This window comes from Agaribacterium sp. ZY112, assembly GCF_041346925.1.
GTDB lineage: Bacteria > Pseudomonadota > Gammaproteobacteria > Pseudomonadales > Cellvibrionaceae > Agaribacterium.
The window spans coordinates 3620104-3637822 of record NZ_CP166840.1 but is presented as its reverse complement, the minus strand read 5'-3'; the positions used below and the strand labels follow the sequence as shown (position 1 = coordinate 3637822).

The following is a 17719-nucleotide window of genomic DNA, read 5'->3' as shown; positions in this document are numbered from 1 at the left end:
CTATTGTGCCTAGATGTGAGCCTGCCTAAGCTAGGCTCTTTATTAATTTGGTAAACCTGCCCAATGGTAACGATTAAAGATGTTGCACGTGTTGCTGGTGTTTCAACAGCAACGGTTTCAAGAGTGGTTCACGACGCAGGCAAAGTGGGAGATGCTTGCCGAGCTAAAGTAAAAACAGTGATCGATGAGCTTGGTTACAGACCCAATACCAATGCTCGTGCGCTCGTCAGTAAAAAAAGCAATACCGTAGGCGTGGTTATGCCACATATGAGCCCTGCGTTCTTTGGTCGTTTAACAAGTGGTGCCGAAAAAGCAGCTCGGGCCCAAAAATTTCGTTTGTTGGTCAGTAACTCCATGGGTTTGAGTCAAGAAGAGGGTGAAGCCATTGCCTCTTTTGAAGAGCATGCCTGTACAGCGATGGTTTTGCACAGTAAAGAAAGTGATGAAAAATCCTTGTGTGAATTGGTTGCTAAACACCCCGCCTTGATTCTTATTAACCGTTTTGTGGCTGATATTGCCGAGCGTTGTGTTTGGCTAGATAGCTTGGCGGGGGCTCGCCAGATTACCGAGTTTTTACTTGAAAAAGGCCATAGAAAGTTTGCAATAGCCAGTTCTGATGCTCCAGAAGAGGATGCCGTGGCTCGCGTAACAGGTGCTAGGCAGATTCTTGCCGAAGCTGGAATTGAGCTTGATGAGAGCGATGTTGTGCGTACTGCCACCGATTTAGATGGCGGCGCAGACGCAGGGCGAGCCTTATTAAAGCGAGGCATTGATTTTACCGCGCTTATCTGTCACAACGACATGCAGGCAGTAGGGGCTATGAATGTCTTGCAAGATGCAGGAATCCGAGTACCTGAAGATGTCAGCGTTGTAGGTTTTGATAATCTCTATGTGAGTCGCGCCTGTCGGCCCAGGCTGACAACCATGACTTACCCGATTGAAGAGATGGCGGCCTATGCTATTGAATTGGCTATCAAGTTAGCCGATGGTAGTGAAGCACCACCTAGTCGCACCCATCTCTTTTTACCTAGAATTGAAGAACGTGATTCCGTTGCTGACTTAAACTAGTTCACACGTTAAGCTCGGCATCCGTATCGGTACTTTATTATCGATACCACCAATTTAACGGAGCGACTATGAACTTAATTGAGCTAGGTGAGAACACCGACAGCGAGTACGATCACGAACATCGTTGCTCTGCCAACAAGCACCCTAAGGCCGATCGCCTCGTGCACTGTGTGACAGCCCATGATGAGCCTTTTGATAGCTGGCAGTTGCATAACATCCATTATGCTGATGAAACAGAGGTCAACTTGGGAGAGGCCGACTATGTGGGTGAGATTACTTATCACAGTATGATTCTTGTAAATTATTGTCCTTTTTGTGGCGCGCAACTTAAGCAGTCTTAAAGACTGTAATCCTAATTATTGCGGTCCTGATTTTAGTTTACATGTATTGATGCATCTGCGGCGCTTACAGCAGGTGCTATTCACCCAAGTCTCGATAAAACATTAACAGAGTAAGATGGTTCATCATTATGAAATGTCTGATTATTCAAGTGCAGCCAGAGCGTCATACACTGTGTGATGTTGAGTGCATTATACGCTTGTGCAAAGGCGCTGGGCGTTATCCAGAGGTTGATAAGGAAGAGGGCAGCAGCGCTTTATACCTAAACTTCTTTACCGAAGATCTTAGCCTTTTATGGTCTGAGTTACGCAAAGCGTTATTTGAAGACGATGCTAACAGTGCTTGGATTAAAGCATCAACGGTGATTGTTTGTGATGGCGAAGAGCTAGGTAGCGAACTGTTGCTGCATCATTTCGACGCCAATGAGGCCTTAGATTCACTTTGATATAAACCGACAAGAACCGTGTGGGGCGTTTAGCTTCGGCCTTGAATCAGTGGCCGAAGCTAAGGTGTTGCATTGCGCTATAGAACAAATTCTTGACTCAAATACGCTTTAATGGCTTTGGAGTCATAGAGCCAGCGAGTGTCGCCGTGCTCATCACTAATACGCAAGCAAGGTACTTTGCGCTTGCCACCTTCTTCTTCTAACTCTTTGTGCCAAGCTTGGTTTTTTAAGACATTGCGTGTCTCAAGTTTTAAGCCTAGACGCTTGGCGTGGCGGCGAACTTTGATACAAAAAGGGCACGAGGCAAATTGGTAAAGAGTCAAAGAACCCGCTTTTTGTTCTAACGCTGTTTGATTCAGGCTATTACTAGCTAACTTCTTTGGGGGAAGAAGCTTGTCTGCCAAGAGTAATAGGGGGCCAAGAATGGCGCGAAGCGCTTTAAAAAAGAGTTTAACCATCGTATTCGCGTATTGTTGATTGAGGCTGCGCATCCTAACAGGAGCGACTCGGCTTTTCACCACCCTTTATCTGAATTCGCTACGTGGTCATCTAAAGGCTATCTAAGGCTTTAGATGGTGTCCGTCTCCCTAGGCCTGTCTAACTCTATAGGGAGGGGCTAACGTAGGACAGTGTTGGCGTAAGTACTAGCGTAAGTGGCGTATATATAGGGGATATAGCTGAAGCATAAAGCTCGCTTGTCCGGGCCTATCAGAACAGGCGCTTTGGCTGGGTTGGTCAGACTATGATGCAGGCTCATTAAGTGTATTAGAAACACAAACCTGTACTCGAAGAATCAATAGGAAGTCTGTAATCATGAATAGTCGAATATTCCAAAGTATCGCCGCTAAAGCATGTATCGCCTTAGGGCTTATTTATATCGTCGCCTTTATGTATTACGGCCTTTTTTGGTCTTTCCCTCATGAGCACAGTGCTGAGTTGGTGATGGTTTTTTATCAAGAGCAAGCCCTTAGCTTTACTTTGATTAGTTTACTTATGTATACCTTTTTTGCCTGTGTTTTGGTGCTGACGGCTTTAGGTCTATACCAGCGTTTGTATCAGGGTGCTGAAGCTTTGACCTGTGTTGCGACCGTTTTTGCATTGATATGGGCTGCGCTGTTGATAGCGACAGGTTTTATTGCTCAGATAGGATTAAGAACCGTTTTAGATATCAGTCATACCGATGCCGAGCAAGCCTTAGACCTATGGCGAATACTAAGTACCTTGATTGAAAGCCTAGGTGGTGGCAACGAATTAGTTGGTGGGCTATGGGGCGTTTTGATAAGCCTTGCGGCTCTGCGAGCTAAGCTATTCACAAAAGCCTTAAACTATTTAGGCCTGTTTGTCGGTGTAGCCGGAATAGCAACGCTTTACCCCGCCCAAGTGCTAACAGAAATTTTTGGCATATCTCAGATTATTTGGTTTATCTGGCTGGGCTTGGCGATGCATAAGCCGATGCCGACCATAGTACAAGGCGAGCGTTAGGCGGCATTGCCAATATCTTCTGTATTTGCTTGCTTACGAAACTGGCTTGGGGTCAAGCCGGTTTCTTTTTTAAATGCTGTATAAAAGGAGGATCGCGCGTTAAAGCCCACTTCCATAGCGACATCCAGTACGGATAGTTCGGCTTGAGCAATAAGAGGTTTGGCGGCACGGATACGCCACTTATTGATGTAATCAAAAAAACTTAAGCCGATTGTTTCATTCAGTGTTTGGCTGACATAGTTACTGGAACTGTTGAGGTGCTGGCAAAGCTTCTGCAAAGAAATAGAATTGTCTAAATAGAGTTTGTGCTCACTCATAGCTAGCTCAATTTTTTGAGCCAAGCGTTGAGAGTGTTCATGCCCCAGTGCTGAGCGTTCATACTTGTTTTTATGGGCCTCTTTTGGGGAGTTTGCTTTGTTTGTGTTTGGGTTTTTCTTGCTTAGCCCTTCCTGATTTGAGGCCTGAGGGCTGGAAGGCTTATCTGCCACATTGCCCCCTGACCTTCGTGCTTGTTTGCTTGTTAGCTTGCGACTATCGGCTTCTTCCTGATTGATATCCGGCGTCTGAGTTAGTTCTATTGAATCATGTTGAGTGAGCTCGTCTTCATGCAAATAGCGGCCTTCAAATCCTGGCTGTTGTCGTGATCCCCATAGTGCCAATACCCAGACCATCAGCCAAATGATGCCGTAGCTTGCGCTGTTACTTAAAGGCTTAAAGCCAAAAAAGTTACCCGCAATAATAGTGCTGATACTTAACAACCACGTCAGCGCCAATGCCAGTATCAGCACACTAAGCCAACCAAGCTCGCGTTGTTCATTACTGGAAAATAGATCTTTTAAGCGTTGTTGGTAACGTTTCAAACTTAAAAACGAGTAAGCAAGGTAGCAAGCACTTTGTAGTATCCAAAATAGAATCAGACCAAAAGCCAAAATCAATGCGGCCACTGCACTTATATGTTGAATACCAGAGCTTGTATCTAATACGTCATCTTGGCCCTTAAGAAGTAAAGGGTCTCTCAGTTCTGCTGGTAAGCTCAATAGGCTTATGGAGCATGCTAGGCCAATGAAACTCGGTACAAAATGCCAAAGATGTTTCTTTTGAAAAGACCAGCGTTGTTCACACGTTAAGCCCAATACGTATAACCAGAGCAAAGGGCCAAGTCCGATAAATAATGGTAGGGATAAACTAAGATGTGTGGATAACAAAGTAGGTAGAAACTCAGCCACGAGTGGCCCACTACACAGCCAAGCAATCGAAATTAGGAATAAAATCAGCGGTAAGTGAGCCAAGCTTTGTTGTAGCCTCAGGCTTAAGATACTGCTGGCGAGTAAAATTTTCCCCAGGCTTAAGGTGCATAAGAGGGGGATAAGGCTTTGGCTCATTTCTAGGTGTATTCCTTTTTAAAACAGTGCTTATTGTTGTTTTTTTAATATATCGCTAGTTTGTTTTAAGACTCTGGCTTGTCCTAGCCGATAGGCTCATTCTCATTACTGTCCGTACATAAGTGCACAGACGAGCTTATTTTGTAAATCCATATTATGGGGGTTTAGCCAGATAATATGGAATATTAATGTATGTACAAGTCATATGCACAAGCTCCTAAGAAAAATCAGAAGTCAAAGTCTCACTATACAAGCCATCGCTTACCCGCACGTTTTAAGGTTTTGTTAAGCATATATGTATATGGAGTCGAGCTATGAGTGAGTGGCCTTTTATTGCACAGCTTCATCTTTTTGTTGGTACTGCTTGTTTATTTGCCGGTAGCTTGGCCATGCTGAGTAAAAAAGGGCGGGCGTTGCACAGGTGTTCAGGTTTCGTGTTTGTATGTTTAATGAGCTTGTTGTGCTTAAGCTCCTTCTATTTGAGCGTCACTAGACACCTTCAGCTTACTTTTGTATTGGGGGCGTTGTCTTGGTACTTGGTATTAACTGGCTGGTTTGCTATCAAACGAAAAGATAGTCAGCAAGGTTGGTTTGAATATACGGCATTTGCTTTTATTTTTATTTTGAGTTCTTTAGTGATTATTCTGGCCGTATTGGCGATCATCTTTTCTTGGCCTCATCCAGAAACCGAGCCACCGTATTCGGTGTATTTAGGTTTTGGCTTGTTTGGACTCTTTTTTGCGTATTTAGACTTTAGGCTTTTGCGCCAAGGCGGTGCATTAAAGCATCAGCGTATTAAGCGTCATATTTGGCGTATGACATTCTCGATGTTTATTGCAACGTTTATCTTTTTTACTGGTAATACGCATGTTTTACCTGAGTTCTTACGTCTTCCATTATTGTTGGCGTTGCCCCCGCTGTTAGTGATTGCTAGTTTGTGCTGGTTCTTGTGGCGGGCGCGTAGAGTTAAAACTCATAAAGCCTAGTTTTCTTTGGATAAAAGAGTGCGTGGGCTCTGCTAATGCCGAGTTCATCACTTAGCGGCAAGGTCTGACAGGTTTATTATTGAATATATGTCACCCCTCATGCCTTTGTGTCATTTACTGTTGCCCATGTGCAATATCTCTGATTGTCAGTTTCTATTTGGCGTGCATAATTACCTTTGCTGTGGGAGTAGAAGGACAGTTACAGCAGCAAATAATTAAATTGTAAGTACATGGAATAACCAGTGAAGGTGAAGTATGAGAAAGAAGCTTTTAGGCGCATTTGTGTCTTTTTCTGTAGCGACTATTTCCACTGCTGCTTTAGCAGCTGATTGGGATAGTTTTCATGAAGTTCCTGCTGACCCCGGCGAAGGTTATAGCTGGCAGTTGCATTCAATGTCGGATGACTTTAATTATGAGGCTCCCGCTGTTGGAAAGAGTGATCTTTTCTATCAGCGCTGGGATGAAGGTTTTATTAATGGCTGGTTAGGCCCAGGCCCTACGGAATACTACGCACCAAATTCCAGTGTGACCGATGGCAAGCTTGTGATCAAAGCAACCCGTAAGCCAGGCACAACAGATAAATATAATGCGGGCATTGTCCATTCTCAGCAAAGTTTTCAGTTCCCGGTATATTTAGAAGCGCGTATCAAAGGCATGAACCTTAATTTAACCAATGGTTTTTGGTTGTTAAGTGCCGACTCCACTCAAGAAATTGATATTGCTGAACTCTATGGCAGCGATGACCCTAACGAGGTTTGGTTTGATGAGCGTGCTCATATTAGCCATCACGTTTTTATTCGTGAGCCTTTTCAAGACTATCAGCCCTTGGATCTGGGCAGTTGGTATGCTGATGAAGAAGGCACCCGCTGGCGTGAGGATTACCATACATTTGGTATTTATTGGCGCGACCCGTGGACGCTTGAATACTATATCGATGGTGAATTAGTACGCACAGTTCAAGGTGTCGATATTATTGATCCTGTTGGTTATACCGGTGGCCAAGGTTTAAATAAACCAATGGAATTGATGATCAATGTTGAGTATCAAGAGTGGCGTGAAGAGCAGGGCACTGTGCCTCCTAGCGATGAGCAGTTGCAAGATCCAAATCGCAACCTTTACCATGTTGATTGGTTCCGTGCTTATAAGCCGGTTGATGCGGATGGCTTTGGTCCTTATTACGCTGTTACAACCGAGTTTGCTGATTTTCAGCAAACGGGTAAAAACGGCGAAGCGATAGAGGGTGATAGTGTTGTCGGCTTTAATCCAGCCTATGGCAATATTAATTACAATACCTTGGGTGATTACGCTGATTATGAGCTTGTTATTGAGCGCGATGGTTTATATCGCGTTGATTTAACAACAGCAACAACCGTGACCGAGCCTATTGGAGCCGATATTAGTATTAATGGTGCTTTTGTTGGTCATGTTGAAATGGCTGAAACTGGCGGTTGGGAAACGTACAAAGTCTTTAGTTTAGATGAGACGCTAGAGTTAGCAGCAGGTACTTATACGGTTCGTATTGAAAGTGCCGGTACGGCCGCTTGGCAGTGGAACGGTAATAACTTTACCTTTGTGAAAGTGACTGGTGAAGCTTCTCCAAGCCCATCTCCGAGCCCAAGCCCGTCTCCGAGTCCAAGTCCATCACCGGTCCCAAGCCCATCTCCGAGCCCAAGCCCGTCTCCGGTCCCAAGCCCGTCTCCGGTCCCAAGCCCGTCTCCGGTCCCAAGCCCGTCTCCGAGCCCAAGCCCGTCTCCGAGCCCAAGCCCATCTCCGAGCCCAAGCCCGTCTCCGAGCCCAAGCCCATCTCCGAGCCCAAGCCCGTCTCCGAGCCCAAGCCCATCTCCGAGCCCAAGCCCATCTCCGAGCCCAAGTCCGACTCCGAGCCCATCGGCAAGCCCTGCACCTAGTGAGCCTGTGCTTATTGAGGGGGAAGACTTTATCAATACCGGCGGGACCCAAAATGGGTTTACTACTCGTTCATGGTGGGGCAATAGCATCACCTTTGCCGACCATATCCTTACTGGTGGTTGGGCAGATTACAGTGTGAGTATTCCTGCTAATGGAACCTATAGCTTAAAGTTCACTGCCTCGACTAAAGAGCAAAGTGATTCGAATGCTAAGGTGTATATCGATGGTGTTGCTGTGGCAGAAGTGCCCATCTATGCCAATAACCTAAACAACTTCATTGATTTTCCTATAGCTTCCGGTTTAAACCTGAATGCGGGCGAGCATACCGTTCGTATCGAGGCTACTGGTTCTAATTTGAAGTGGCACTTCTTTTTAGATAGCTTTACCTTCACCGCGCAATAAGCGCTGCAAGCTAGCGCCTTTAGGCGCTAGCTTGTTATTTTAAGCCTGTATTTGGGCCTTTCCTTAAGATCTATAAACGCATTTTTATTAGTATCTGTGCAAAGCCAAGCTTCACTTGGCGATAGCTAAGTGTCATTTAGGCGTGTTGCCACACTCTTATTAATAAGATCATAATTTTTATAGGGAATAAGCATGCTTAAGTTGATGTGTAGAACACCTTTTAGGGTTTTACTATCCATTGTATTTCTTCATATTTGTAGTTTAAGTTATGGGGCTGCAAAATATCAGAGCACGGAGTCAGAACTGGCTTCCACACAAGTTTCTTTAGCAGGGGACTGGCAGTTTCAAATAGACCCATATAAGCGAGCCGACACTGAAAAATGGTGGAAGCTTAAAACCGATACCAGTAATTGGGATCGTATTGCTGTGCCAGGTGTTTGGGATACTTACGATCGTTACAGTACTTATATGGGCGATGCTTGGTATCGAACAGAGTTCAAAAGTGATTCAGATTGGCGTTCGCAGCAAGTACGTTTGGTCTTTGATAGCGTCTACCACGATTCGCAAGTTTGGTTAAATGGCCAATACCTTGGAGAAAACAAACTGGGCTTTATGGCTTTTGATTTTGATGTCTCTAAGGTGCTCAAGAAAAGAGGCCTGAATACCTTAGTGGTTAAAGTAAACAACCGCTTTAGACGGGGTGCGGTATGGAACTGGGGGGGTATTCGTCGGCCCGTTTATCTTGATATACGACCTAAAACACATATTGAAAAAGTATATGTGACAGCCGAGCCGAATCTGGAAAATGGCAGTGCCAATATTAAAATGCAGGCCTTTTTATCCAACCTAGCTAAAAAAGACATCACAGTGAGTGCTGATTTTAGCTTGTTGCGTGAAGGAGAGTTGGTGGCTCAGTACCCCAGCGAACAAACGCATCAACTTAAAGCCGGTGAAAGTCTAACCCTTGTTCAATCACAAGTGCTTGCTGCCAAAGATGTTGCGCTTTGGCATTTCAACGATCCTAATCTCTACCATATTAAAACCACACTGCGTGTTAACGGTAAGCCTGTTCATACACATCAAGACCGTTTTGGTATTCGCAAAGTAGAGGTAAGAGGTCGTGAGTTTTATCTTAACGGCGAGCAAGTTCGTTTAGTCGGCTTGAATATGGTGCCCGAAGATCGCTTTGATGGAAATTCACTGCCGCTGTCTCGCATTAAAGAAGATGTCGATTTACTGAAATCACTCAATGCTAACTTTGCACGTTTGTCGGGCCCTGCATTACCCAAAGAATATTTAGATTATCTTGATGAAGCCGGTTTCTTAGTTGTTGAAGAAGTCGCCCTTTGGGGTAAGGATGCATTAGTTGACCCTGATCACCCTCTACCTAAGCAATGGTTAGAGCGCCTTGTCTCTGATAACTACAATCACCCCTCGGTGGTTGCACGCAGCGTCGGTAACGAAATTGGCGATTTAAATAAAAACCCTAAGGTGATGGAATATGTTAAGGGCGCTATCGAACATGCTAAAGCCTTAGATCCTACTCGTCTTGCTGTTTATATATCTTATTCAGCAGATTACCAAGAGAATGACCCCTCTCGTTTTTCAGACATTATTATGTTTAATAAATACGGTGATCATGAAGAACGCTTAAAAGTGGTTGATTCATACCACCCAAATAAACCTATTTTCTTTTCGGAAATAGGTACAGCGCTGGATGGCGTAGATCCTAATGAATCTGTGCTTGATGTGGAAAAATTAATGGGGCCTTTACGAAAATACCCTTATTTAATGGGCACATCTCACTTTGCCTTTAGTGACTATCGCAGTACTTGGTACGATGAAAAACCGAGTTGGACAACCGACTTCTCACAAAATCGTGCTTGGGGGGTATTAACGTCTTACCGCAATCCTAAGCGCTCTTTTAACAAGCTTCAAAATTTCTATTCGCCACTTGAAACCTTTGATTTAAATACCAAAGGCGATAAGCCTGAAATTAAGCTTAGCTCTCGCTCTTTAGATAGCTTCCCAGCTTATACAATGAAAGGTTACCGCTTGTTGTGGCAGGTGCTTGATAGCGCGGGTGAAACTAAGGCCGTTGGCCAGTTTGCATTGCCGACATTAAAACCGGGTGATAGTGCGCCTGTCTATACCGTGCCTTACGAAGGTGAGTACGCAAGTTTAAAAGCCACACTGTTGGCACCTGATGGCTATGTTGCTCAAGTTGTTAGCCATGATGCTAAAACACCGCCAGTGCCAGAAATAAGCGCTACTCATATATCACTGGATACCATTCGAGTGCACTTTAAACGTTCACCTTTGGCGACGGAGTACCAATTAATTGCTGTTGATGAACAAGGCAAGGTCTTTGAAGGAAAGCCGACTATTAACGACTTTGCAGAAGTTACAGGTTTGCAGCCTCAACAAGAATATAGCCTTCGTTTAATTGCACTGAATCAGGCGGGAAAAAGTAAAGCGGGTGACTCCCCCAAGGTGAGTACCGCCCCCAATGAACTACCTCCCATTATTTGGGCGACAGAAGGCAAGCGTGATGCTTTTCATATAGGCTTTTCTGTTGGTCGTAACGACTTTGCTTTTGAGCTTCGTTATGGCTTAGAGCCGGGTGTTTATAGCCATAGCCATATTGTGCAAACTAAGGGTGCAACACGGGCGCCAGCTATTAGCCCTGGTAAAACACATTACTTTCAATTTAGGCGCCTTATTACAGGCACCATTGATAGTGATTGGAGCCAAGAGTACAAGGTTGTATTACAGGGGCTAGAGGGGCTTGAGCCTCCTCATGATGCACAAGCGATACAGACCGAATCTGGCATGATTATTCAGCTCACACCAGTGCGCGGCTCTGTAGCTTATCGCATAGTTGCTCACGCCGCTGATGGCATTAAGCTAAGCATGGATACTCATCAGTCTTATTCTGAGTTTATTACAATCAATGATCGTGCTTGGTTAAACGCCAAAAACCTTCGTATTGCGACCTTAAACGATAAAGGTGAAGTAGGCGGCTTTGCTCCTGTAAATTTTAAATAAGCAAATATAGATGTGGCCGGTAAGTTAGTTTGTACCGGCCGCATTTACTCGCTCTCTTTAGTCGCTTTCTGCTGTTTAAGCAACGATGTAAGGAAGCCAAGCAAACAGGCTTATACCAATAACCCCACTGCCATGATGGTTGTCATTAAAAATACAATACACGCAACTGTATAGTTAAAAGAGCTAGAGTGACTTTTTTACGCCCTTAGGTAAAGCTCTAGTATGGCAAGTGGTAGAAGGTATTGTACAAAGAGCGCGATGTTAAGAAGGGGGGCAGAAAAGGTTTGCATATTCATACCCATGCTGCCGGTTACGATCATACAGCTAAAGACGATTAGCCGTAAAAACCAAACAGCACTATTGTCATAAATAACGTAATACCCTGCGTTTATGTCGGGAAAAGTCTCATCTTAGTGCGTAATATAAAGCAAGGGGCATAAATGCGAGTACCAATAGCTCTCCCACAGTAATGCCAATACCCTATACAGAAGAGCCAATTGCCCGCTCACGAGACCAAACTAGGTGGATGCCTGCAATACTCACCGCAATTGACGAGAGCATATAAAACCAATGTAGACGGGGTTATTACTGCCGAATGATAGGGGTGAGCTGAATTTGGCCGACAGCGATAATCATACTGGCTACGAGAATATGAATGGCTAGTGCTATATTGCCTAGTGCGTCACCCTCAATAAACCCGTTTGCGAGATGGGTTCCTTTAAAGCCCGCTATACTTAAAGAGCCAAATCGTAAACCGTAATAGGCAAGGATGTACAGTACAAATAACCACTGGCCAATGGCGGTTACAACAAACCAAGTGATAGGGATCGGTTTAACCAGTTTTTCTTGTTGAGTAGTGCTTGAGGAAAGCGGTGTGGATGTTCTAGTCATGTTTTTTTCCTAGTATTAACACTTGTAACGAAACTAGGTGTTATTTCTGCGTTAAAAAGTGTCTTGTTTGAGACTTAAACCGTTGTACTACTTAAGGTTTACTAAGGGCTTACTTAAGGTTTTTAGCTTTCGTTTGCTTTGCTTATTTCTATACCCCCTCAAACATGGGCGAGCTCTATCTTTAGTTTTTTAGCACTAGGGGTCGCATCGATTTCAGAATTATTGGCTATTTATCTTTAAGCTTCTGCCAAGAACCCATCACTGACGAATGAGCTGATTCATTGATTGATATACTCAATTCTCTATTATTGTTGTGAGCCTAAGTGCGTTATTGGCTCAGCTTGTCGTTAAAGAAAAGTGGACTATTCATATCCTCTTTGCTTTATTTAGTGGCTCTATAGCTATGGGGGCTGCTAAGCAGCTTACCGGTGCGAGTCTTGGCCCATTCCGCATCTAATTGGGATGGGGGCCTGTATGACCTGTAATGGCTATTGGTTACTTTCACGATCTTTGTTTCGTGGAGAGGGCCCTATAGCTTGGCCGCATGTGTTGGTCACGATTGTTGCCGCTATATCAATGGTGGGTATGGAAGGGCTCAGTTTCTATAGTCAATGGGCGCAAACTAATCCTTCCAGCCTCCAAGCCAGCAGCTACCTGTTTTTTTTATTGAAACCATTGGTTTGTTATCGCCCTGTTTTCTCTTGTTAGCATTGAGGGAAGGTTGTCGTAACTTCTCTGCAAAGCAACACAAAGATGAACGTTTACAGCGTTTCATGTTTTTAGGGGTTTTTGATTGGACTGTCTTTAGTTGCGCTAAGCTTGTGCAGGCGATAACAGGGCTCTTCATTCAGCTTTTCTTTGCTGCTCTTGCGGGTATTGAGGTATTAATCGTTACATCAGCTGCTGATGTATTGGCAGCAACGATCGTATGTTTCAAAAATGAAGCTAAAAGCGAAGTTAAAAGTACAGCTAGATGAATGTGTTGGTGGTGATAAAAGCCTAGTAGCTTGCGCTTTGGAATCTAGAGGCCTAGATGAGGTGGAGCCAAAAGAGCGCAGTATTAAGTCTCAAACTGAATACTATGTCCTAGTGCAAGTCATTCAGGCGACGAACAAGTGTTTTTACAGCCAAGCCTGAAAGTGGATAATGTTGCGCAAAAACTTAATGTACCGAATACCGCGTAAGTAGGGCAGTGTGAAAGCACATAGAATCGCCAAACTTCAACCTAAGAGTAAAGCATGCTAAGCAGATGATGGATGACCCTTCTCACTAGTACCTACCTGTTTTGACAATAGACCTGGAGTGTGGCTTTTCTTCTCCATCACCCTTCACCCGCGCATTCAAACTGTTTTATAACGTAACACCAGACGAGTATCGTCAGCGCCTAGTGAATACTTAGCTTATTTATGATTCTTTAAGAAACACAGGCTGTTAACAATGAAACCCTATGCAGGGTCTACCTAAGGCTATTGGGGGCTTGATCTGTTTGGAAAGCTTCTTGTGTGATATATATTGTTGTCTTTAAATGATTTTGTTACCTCATATATTGTAAAAAATATATTTTTATACGCTTAGGATAGGATGGCTTTCTACCATAAAACTGGGGTTGTTACCTTAATTCTAAATCCTAGTTTAATTAGCAAATTGCACTGTGTTGGGGCGAATTTAGTGCATGCATTCACATTTTTCACTTCCGATATTTGTGTTGACTATACTCATTGTTTTGTTTGTTTTTAGGTTGGGTATTTAGTCTCCTATCGCTTTGTTGCTATGTGTTTTAGTTGGCACCTTCTGTACGATTACTTATTAAAAACACGTAAAAACTTTGAGTTTTATAATTCCCTATCTTGTATTTGGGGGCGTCTAGGTGATAGGTAGGTGATTGATTAGTTTCATTAAGGCTAGATTGAGGGTTAATCATTTTTTCATCAGTTTCTGCTTTGTTGGTTTTTATTACGCAATCATAATAATCTATGACGATTGAATAATATCTAAAATGACTTTGATTATAGAATTATTGAACATTTATGGCCCTGCCTTAACGATTTATATGGGCCGTTTTTGTGGTGTCGAACTATGACAGATCAACAAGGATTGTATTTGATGGTAAATGCAGAAAGATCTATCCATATAGTAAGCAATTCTAATAAATACACTTCAGAATTGGAGTGTTTGCTTAGATCAGAAAATTATAATGTTGTATCTCATCAGTCAGCTTTCATAAATTTTAATAAGCAAAAAAAAATCATAATTGTTGATTGTATAAATGATTTTTCTAAGTTGTTTCAAGTGTGTTCAAAAGGTAGAAGTAACTTATTGGTTGTATCACTTATTGGTAGTGATGCGTCTTCAAGAAATAGGGCTTATGAGCTGGGCAGCTATGATTGCCTTACATATCCATTTATTTATCGCGAGGTGGTGAATCGCGTCAGTTTGATCTCAAATGCACTTGGTTATCAGTGTTTTCAAGAGATGGAGTCTCCTAGCTCATTATTGGTGTCAAGGGCAATGATTCACCTTATGAATAATATTGGCTCTATCCATACCTTAAATAGCCTTGCGTGTGAGTTAAGTACAAATCGAAATACTCTAGCAAAAGCATTTAAGGAAGTAACAGGCAGGGGGGTATTCTCTTGGTTGAGAGAACAAAGAATGGATAAGGCAAAGTTCTTACTTCATTACTCTAATTTATCTATACAACAGATTTCTATTGAAGTTGGTTATGAAGAAACATCTAACTTTTCTTCATTGTTTAAGAAGACATTTGGTGCTAGTCCATCAACTCATAGAAAATTGATGGTTAATACTAGTCTGTCGTCCACATCTTTGTGACATATTTTTGTCAAGGAGCGGGGTTTATGGGTGGTTATGATTTAATAAAGGAGGGTGGGGGGATTTTAAATGACAGGAAAAGATACGGGTTGGCGCTGAAAGTGGCTTTGTATGTTGAGGGAAATTTTTCAAAAAAAATAACACTAAAATCCTTGTCGATTCAGTTCTGTACTAATAGAACGACTCTATCATCTAGTTTTCGTGAAAGATATAAGGTTAGTGTATATAAATATTTAACTAAAGTTAGGATGGATTATGCTAGAGCTAAGCTGGTGTCTAATGATTTTATTGGTATGGATGAGTTGGCTGAAAGTTCTGGATACTCAGATAGGAATAATTTCTCAACGGCTTTTAAGCGGGAAAATGGGGTTTGTCCTATTTCCTATATGAAGCTTTGTAATAATATTGTTGATATTAAATAATTGATTGTTTAATTGAAATAGATGTGTTTTTTGTGTGTTGATATATTTTTTAAAGGCTTGATTCATGGGGAATCTTAATGCCTTTTTTGGGAATTTAAATAAAGGATATATCTAATGTCAGTAACTACTACATTTACAGTAAAAAATAATCTTTCTATACCAACTACAAATCATGTTTTAGTTTTTTTGAAGCCTGTAAAGGCATCTAGTAATTTTCAGTATATTGCGTGGCAGGATCTTAATCCAGCGATAGGGGGGAGTCAGGATTTTGATTATGTAATTGATTTAGGTGTTCAGGTTGGTGATGCCTCTAGTGGTAACCCACCAGGGCCGCAATCTCCTGTTTATTCTATTAATCCTGGTGAGCTTTTCTCTGCAACAAACCCAAATGGTCAGGGCCCTATTTTATCTACTAAAAACGTAAATCAAGGAAATCTTACGAGTGCTCAGGCTGGTGTGATTAATAACTGTAATTCTCCTGTTACTAGTTTATCTATGACTTGGACTAACAAAGGGCTTCCTGTTGTAAATGTTGGTGTGAACTCTAATGATGTTATTAATCAAGGAAAAACTGTTTCATTAGAGCTTGAGCCAAAAATATATTTTATGGCGGCTGATCCAACATTGGTTGGTAAGAATTTCACGTTGCAAGATTTTTCATCAATGACGGAGTTCGATTTGGTGGCGGGTACTACAGGTGTTTCTGTGGAGTGGACTCGAGGTAATAATGGTTTAGGTATTGATGAATTTAGCTTTAAGCAAAGTTGATTCTGTCGGGTGGGGTATGAAAATACTCCATCCTTTTATTATGTTTTGTTATTTAATAATATCTTTCAATTATTAATAGGTTCTGTTATGGCTAACGTTGTTGTTGTCGGTAAGATATCTAACTCTAATCCATCATTGTGGCTAGATTTGTCTACGATTGGTTCAAGACGTGTTGAGTATTTGGTGGAAACCCTTAGCCCTGGTGTCGGTTGGATTTATATAAATCAATTTTGTTCTTTGTTATCTACCGAATGGTTAAATACCAATGAGCACCCAGGTGTTTATGGTATTCAAGATTTTTCTTCTAATGAAATTATTTCAATGGGAGAGGAGTTGATTGCTCTTGAAAGTTTGGATGCCCAAGTCAATGCCGCTGTAGCTTCTCTGCCGGGTGTTCAAACTAAATTAGATACCGCAGTGGAAGGGGTTTTAACTAAATATAATGTAGGAACAAAGGTTTGGTTAGGTAATGATGTGCATGTTTATGGCTTGCTTATTTTAGATGGCGGAAAGTACAGCTTATATGACAGTAATACTGGTTTGGTTTCAACTGAATTACGTAGTGATTTTAAATCATTAGTAGTGCGTTTAAGTTTAAACACATTTGTCGTTTCTGAGGTTTAGCGACGTGGGTAGCTTCTAAAGTGGGGCCAGGTTAAAGAGTTTTTATTATAAACCTGGCCGCTTTTTTACTTGAGTCGTTCAGCAGTAATTTTTTAGTAAATATCGTTAGCACCTAATGAATACATAGTAGTGCATAGTATCTAATTAGCTTGTACAACTGATCTGACTTTCTGAACTATCAGCAGAAATGTGTGAAGTGTCTTCTGGCTCGCTATCTATTTCAAGCCCAGTATCATTGATCACAATAGGAGGCGTTTCAGCAGTCGTATTTTCTAGGTCCGATTCTAAGCTTAAGTTTCCTGAATTTAAGCTTGTTACTGTCGTTGGGTCTTCATTACTTATGGTAATACCGTCATTAACCGTCAAATCCCCGCCTATAAAACTGACAGATGCTGTTGTGAATTCAGCTGCTGATAAATCGATAGAACTTGAAGAGATAGTTGCTTCGCTAATATTGTTTGAGTTTTCGCTGCTTTCAAGTGAGTCTTCGGGAGTTAAAAGTTGAGTACTACCATCAGGATGATTGTAAGAGCCCGTCATCGTGATTCTAGTTCCGCATTTAAGTGTAAGCCCCCCTTCGAAACCGGTAAGATCGATATCTCCAAGTAGCTCGCAGCCTCCTTGAGAGTTGATTATAATTTGCTCGGTGCTTGCAAGTAAGTCGCCAGAAAGAGTTAAATGAGAGCCGGAATTTAAGATGACTCGGGTGAAATTGTAGGTAACTCTATCTAATTCATGGCTCTCATCTGCAGCTAGTAAAAACTCACCATCAGAGCCGTCGCCATAACTCACGTCTTCAGATAAAGCAAGGGTTTTAGTGCTGACACACTCAGCACTTAGCTTTACTTCTTTAGTTTCTTGTTCTGGGGCTTCTTGCGATTCACCGCCACAGGCGATGAGTGAACCACTAACAACAGCAAGTGTCAGTAGTTTTAATTCCCTAGCTAACATCTACAACGTCCTTTTTCTGAATTTTAAATACGCTTGAAATTTGATCTATTAAAAGCTGCCATAAAGGGAGCGATACACAAAATGCTCCAGGTCCTATTAGCAAGTGGGTATCTTAACACACATTGGATAATGGCAGTTTCACAATTAGATAGGATAGCCCTATACAAGCTG

Annotated in this window: 18 protein-coding genes; 14 read left to right on the top strand and 4 right to left on the bottom strand. The window is 42.4% G+C overall.

Going from position 1 to position 17719, the window contains the following annotated elements; genetic code table 11:
- Positions 1 to 63: 63 nt before the first annotated feature.
- From AB1S55_RS15785 to AB1S55_RS15775, 3 genes are all read left to right on the top strand, one after another.
- The gene (locus AB1S55_RS15785; protein WP_370979140.1) at positions 64 to 1068 is read left to right on the top strand and encodes a LacI family DNA-binding transcriptional regulator; all 1005 of its coding nucleotides are present in this window, start codon (positions 64 to 66) and stop codon (positions 1066 to 1068) included.
- 68 nt (positions 1069 to 1136) lie between these two features.
- Positions 1137 to 1409, top strand: a complete 273-nt coding sequence (locus AB1S55_RS15780) for a hypothetical protein (RefSeq protein WP_370979139.1) — start codon at positions 1137 to 1139, stop codon at positions 1407 to 1409.
- A gap of 128 nt (positions 1410 to 1537) precedes the next feature.
- Positions 1538 to 1852: a hypothetical protein gene (locus tag AB1S55_RS15775; RefSeq protein ID WP_370979138.1), complete on the top strand. Its 315-nt coding sequence runs from the start codon at positions 1538 to 1540 to the stop codon at positions 1850 to 1852.
- Between the two features lie 77 nt (positions 1853 to 1929).
- On the opposite strand, the gene AB1S55_RS15770 is transcribed toward AB1S55_RS15775, so the two are convergent.
- Complete coding sequence (locus AB1S55_RS15770) at positions 1930 to 2310, bottom strand: glutaredoxin family protein (RefSeq protein ID WP_370979137.1); 381 nt, start codon at positions 2308 to 2310, stop codon at positions 1930 to 1932.
- Between the two features lie 355 nt (positions 2311 to 2665).
- Between AB1S55_RS15770 and AB1S55_RS15765 the strand changes: the two genes are divergently transcribed.
- Complete coding sequence (locus AB1S55_RS15765; RefSeq protein ID WP_370979136.1) at positions 2666 to 3334, top strand: hypothetical protein; 669 nt, start codon at positions 2666 to 2668, stop codon at positions 3332 to 3334.
- Here AB1S55_RS15765 and AB1S55_RS15760 read toward each other — a convergent pair.
- Complete coding sequence (locus tag AB1S55_RS15760) at positions 3331 to 4485, bottom strand: helix-turn-helix domain-containing protein (RefSeq protein WP_370979135.1); 1155 nt, start codon at positions 4483 to 4485, stop codon at positions 3331 to 3333. The genes AB1S55_RS15765 and AB1S55_RS15760 overlap by 4 nt on opposite strands.
- A 545-nt stretch (positions 4486 to 5030) precedes the next feature.
- Between AB1S55_RS15760 and AB1S55_RS15755 the strand changes: the two genes are divergently transcribed.
- The 3 genes from AB1S55_RS15755 (at position 5031) to AB1S55_RS15745 (ending at position 11060) form a co-directional block, all read left to right on the top strand.
- Positions 5031 to 5702, top strand: a complete 672-nt coding sequence (locus AB1S55_RS15755) for a hypothetical protein (protein WP_370979134.1) — start codon at positions 5031 to 5033, stop codon at positions 5700 to 5702.
- A 255-nt stretch (positions 5703 to 5957) separates the two neighbouring features.
- Positions 5958 to 8012 carry a carbohydrate-binding protein gene (locus tag AB1S55_RS15750; protein ID WP_370979133.1) on the top strand — a complete coding sequence of 685 codons (2055 nt, stop codon included), beginning with the start codon at positions 5958 to 5960 and terminating at the stop codon, positions 8010 to 8012.
- A 192-nt stretch (positions 8013 to 8204) separates the two neighbouring features.
- Entirely contained in the window at positions 8205 to 11060 is a 2856-nt protein-coding gene (locus AB1S55_RS15745; protein WP_370979132.1) for a sugar-binding domain-containing protein, read from the top strand.
- Between the two features lie 585 nt (positions 11061 to 11645).
- On the opposite strand, the gene AB1S55_RS15740 is transcribed toward AB1S55_RS15745, so the two are convergent.
- Positions 11646 to 11951, bottom strand: coding sequence for a hypothetical protein (locus tag AB1S55_RS15740; protein WP_370979131.1), 306 nt, complete (start codon positions 11949 to 11951; stop codon positions 11646 to 11648).
- 331 nt (positions 11952 to 12282) lie between these two features.
- Between AB1S55_RS15740 and AB1S55_RS15735 the strand changes: the two genes are divergently transcribed.
- The 7 genes from AB1S55_RS15735 (at position 12283) to AB1S55_RS15705 (ending at position 16597) form a co-directional block, all read left to right on the top strand.
- A complete protein-coding gene (locus AB1S55_RS15735) occupies positions 12283 to 12408 on the top strand; it encodes a hypothetical protein (RefSeq protein ID WP_370979130.1) in 126 nt (41 codons plus the stop codon).
- Between the two features lie 482 nt (positions 12409 to 12890).
- A complete protein-coding gene (locus tag AB1S55_RS15730; RefSeq protein WP_370979129.1) occupies positions 12891 to 13088 on the top strand; it encodes a hypothetical protein in 198 nt (65 codons plus the stop codon).
- 148 nt (positions 13089 to 13236) lie between these two features.
- On the top strand, positions 13237 to 13350 hold the full coding sequence (locus AB1S55_RS15725; RefSeq protein WP_370979128.1) for a helix-turn-helix domain-containing protein: 114 nt from the start codon (positions 13237 to 13239) through the stop codon (positions 13348 to 13350).
- 677 nt (positions 13351 to 14027) lie between these two features.
- Positions 14028 to 14783 (top strand): helix-turn-helix domain-containing protein, encoded by a 756-nt coding sequence (locus tag AB1S55_RS15720; RefSeq protein WP_370979127.1) that lies wholly within the window; start codon positions 14028 to 14030, stop codon positions 14781 to 14783.
- Positions 14784 to 14809: 26 nt separating this feature from the next.
- A complete protein-coding gene (locus tag AB1S55_RS15715; protein ID WP_370979126.1) occupies positions 14810 to 15205 on the top strand; it encodes a helix-turn-helix domain-containing protein in 396 nt (131 codons plus the stop codon).
- Positions 15206 to 15319: 114 nt separating this feature from the next.
- Positions 15320 to 15973 carry a hypothetical protein gene (locus AB1S55_RS15710; protein WP_370979125.1) on the top strand — a complete coding sequence of 218 codons (654 nt, stop codon included), beginning with the start codon at positions 15320 to 15322 and terminating at the stop codon, positions 15971 to 15973.
- An 87-nt stretch (positions 15974 to 16060) separates the two neighbouring features.
- Positions 16061 to 16597: a hypothetical protein gene (locus tag AB1S55_RS15705; protein WP_370979124.1), complete on the top strand. Its 537-nt coding sequence runs from the start codon at positions 16061 to 16063 to the stop codon at positions 16595 to 16597.
- Between the two features lie 144 nt (positions 16598 to 16741).
- Here the strand turns inward: AB1S55_RS15705 and AB1S55_RS15700 are convergent, their stop codons facing one another.
- A complete protein-coding gene (locus AB1S55_RS15700) occupies positions 16742 to 17548 on the bottom strand; it encodes a hypothetical protein (RefSeq protein WP_370979123.1) in 807 nt (268 codons plus the stop codon).
- Positions 17549 to 17719 lie beyond the last annotated feature (171 nt).

What these genes read in the sequence shown, in the direction of transcription:
- AB1S55_RS15710 (WP_370979125.1), top strand. Translation starts at nt 15,320, where the DNA reads ATGTCAGTAACTACTACATTTACAGTAAAAAATAATCTTTCTATACCA.
- AB1S55_RS15705 (WP_370979124.1), top strand. Translation starts at nt 16,061, where the DNA reads ATGGCTAACGTTGTTGTTGTCGGTAAGATATCTAACTCTAATCCATCA.
- AB1S55_RS15770 (WP_370979137.1), bottom strand. Translation starts at nt 2,310, where the DNA reads ATGGTTAAACTCTTTTTTAAAGCGCTTCGCGCCATTCTTGGCCCCCTA.
- AB1S55_RS15745 (WP_370979132.1), top strand. Translation starts at nt 8,205, where the DNA reads ATGCTTAAGTTGATGTGTAGAACACCTTTTAGGGTTTTACTATCCATT.
- AB1S55_RS15715 (WP_370979126.1), top strand. Translation starts at nt 14,810, where the DNA reads ATGGGTGGTTATGATTTAATAAAGGAGGGTGGGGGGATTTTAAATGAC.
- AB1S55_RS15775 (WP_370979138.1), top strand. Translation starts at nt 1,538, where the DNA reads ATGAAATGTCTGATTATTCAAGTGCAGCCAGAGCGTCATACACTGTGT.
- AB1S55_RS15755 (WP_370979134.1), top strand. Translation starts at nt 5,031, where the DNA reads ATGAGTGAGTGGCCTTTTATTGCACAGCTTCATCTTTTTGTTGGTACT.
- AB1S55_RS15720 (WP_370979127.1), top strand. Translation starts at nt 14,028, where the DNA reads ATGACAGATCAACAAGGATTGTATTTGATGGTAAATGCAGAAAGATCT.
- AB1S55_RS15740 (WP_370979131.1), bottom strand. Translation starts at nt 11,951, where the DNA reads ATGACTAGAACATCCACACCGCTTTCCTCAAGCACTACTCAACAAGAA.
- AB1S55_RS15700 (WP_370979123.1), bottom strand. Translation starts at nt 17,548, where the DNA reads ATGTTAGCTAGGGAATTAAAACTACTGACACTTGCTGTTGTTAGTGGT.
- AB1S55_RS15765 (WP_370979136.1), top strand. Translation starts at nt 2,666, where the DNA reads ATGAATAGTCGAATATTCCAAAGTATCGCCGCTAAAGCATGTATCGCC.
- AB1S55_RS15730 (WP_370979129.1), top strand. Translation starts at nt 12,891, where the DNA reads ATGAAGCTAAAAGCGAAGTTAAAAGTACAGCTAGATGAATGTGTTGGT.
- AB1S55_RS15785 (WP_370979140.1), top strand. Translation starts at nt 64, where the DNA reads ATGGTAACGATTAAAGATGTTGCACGTGTTGCTGGTGTTTCAACAGCA.
- AB1S55_RS15780 (WP_370979139.1), top strand. Translation starts at nt 1,137, where the DNA reads ATGAACTTAATTGAGCTAGGTGAGAACACCGACAGCGAGTACGATCAC.
- AB1S55_RS15750 (WP_370979133.1), top strand. Translation starts at nt 5,958, where the DNA reads ATGAGAAAGAAGCTTTTAGGCGCATTTGTGTCTTTTTCTGTAGCGACT.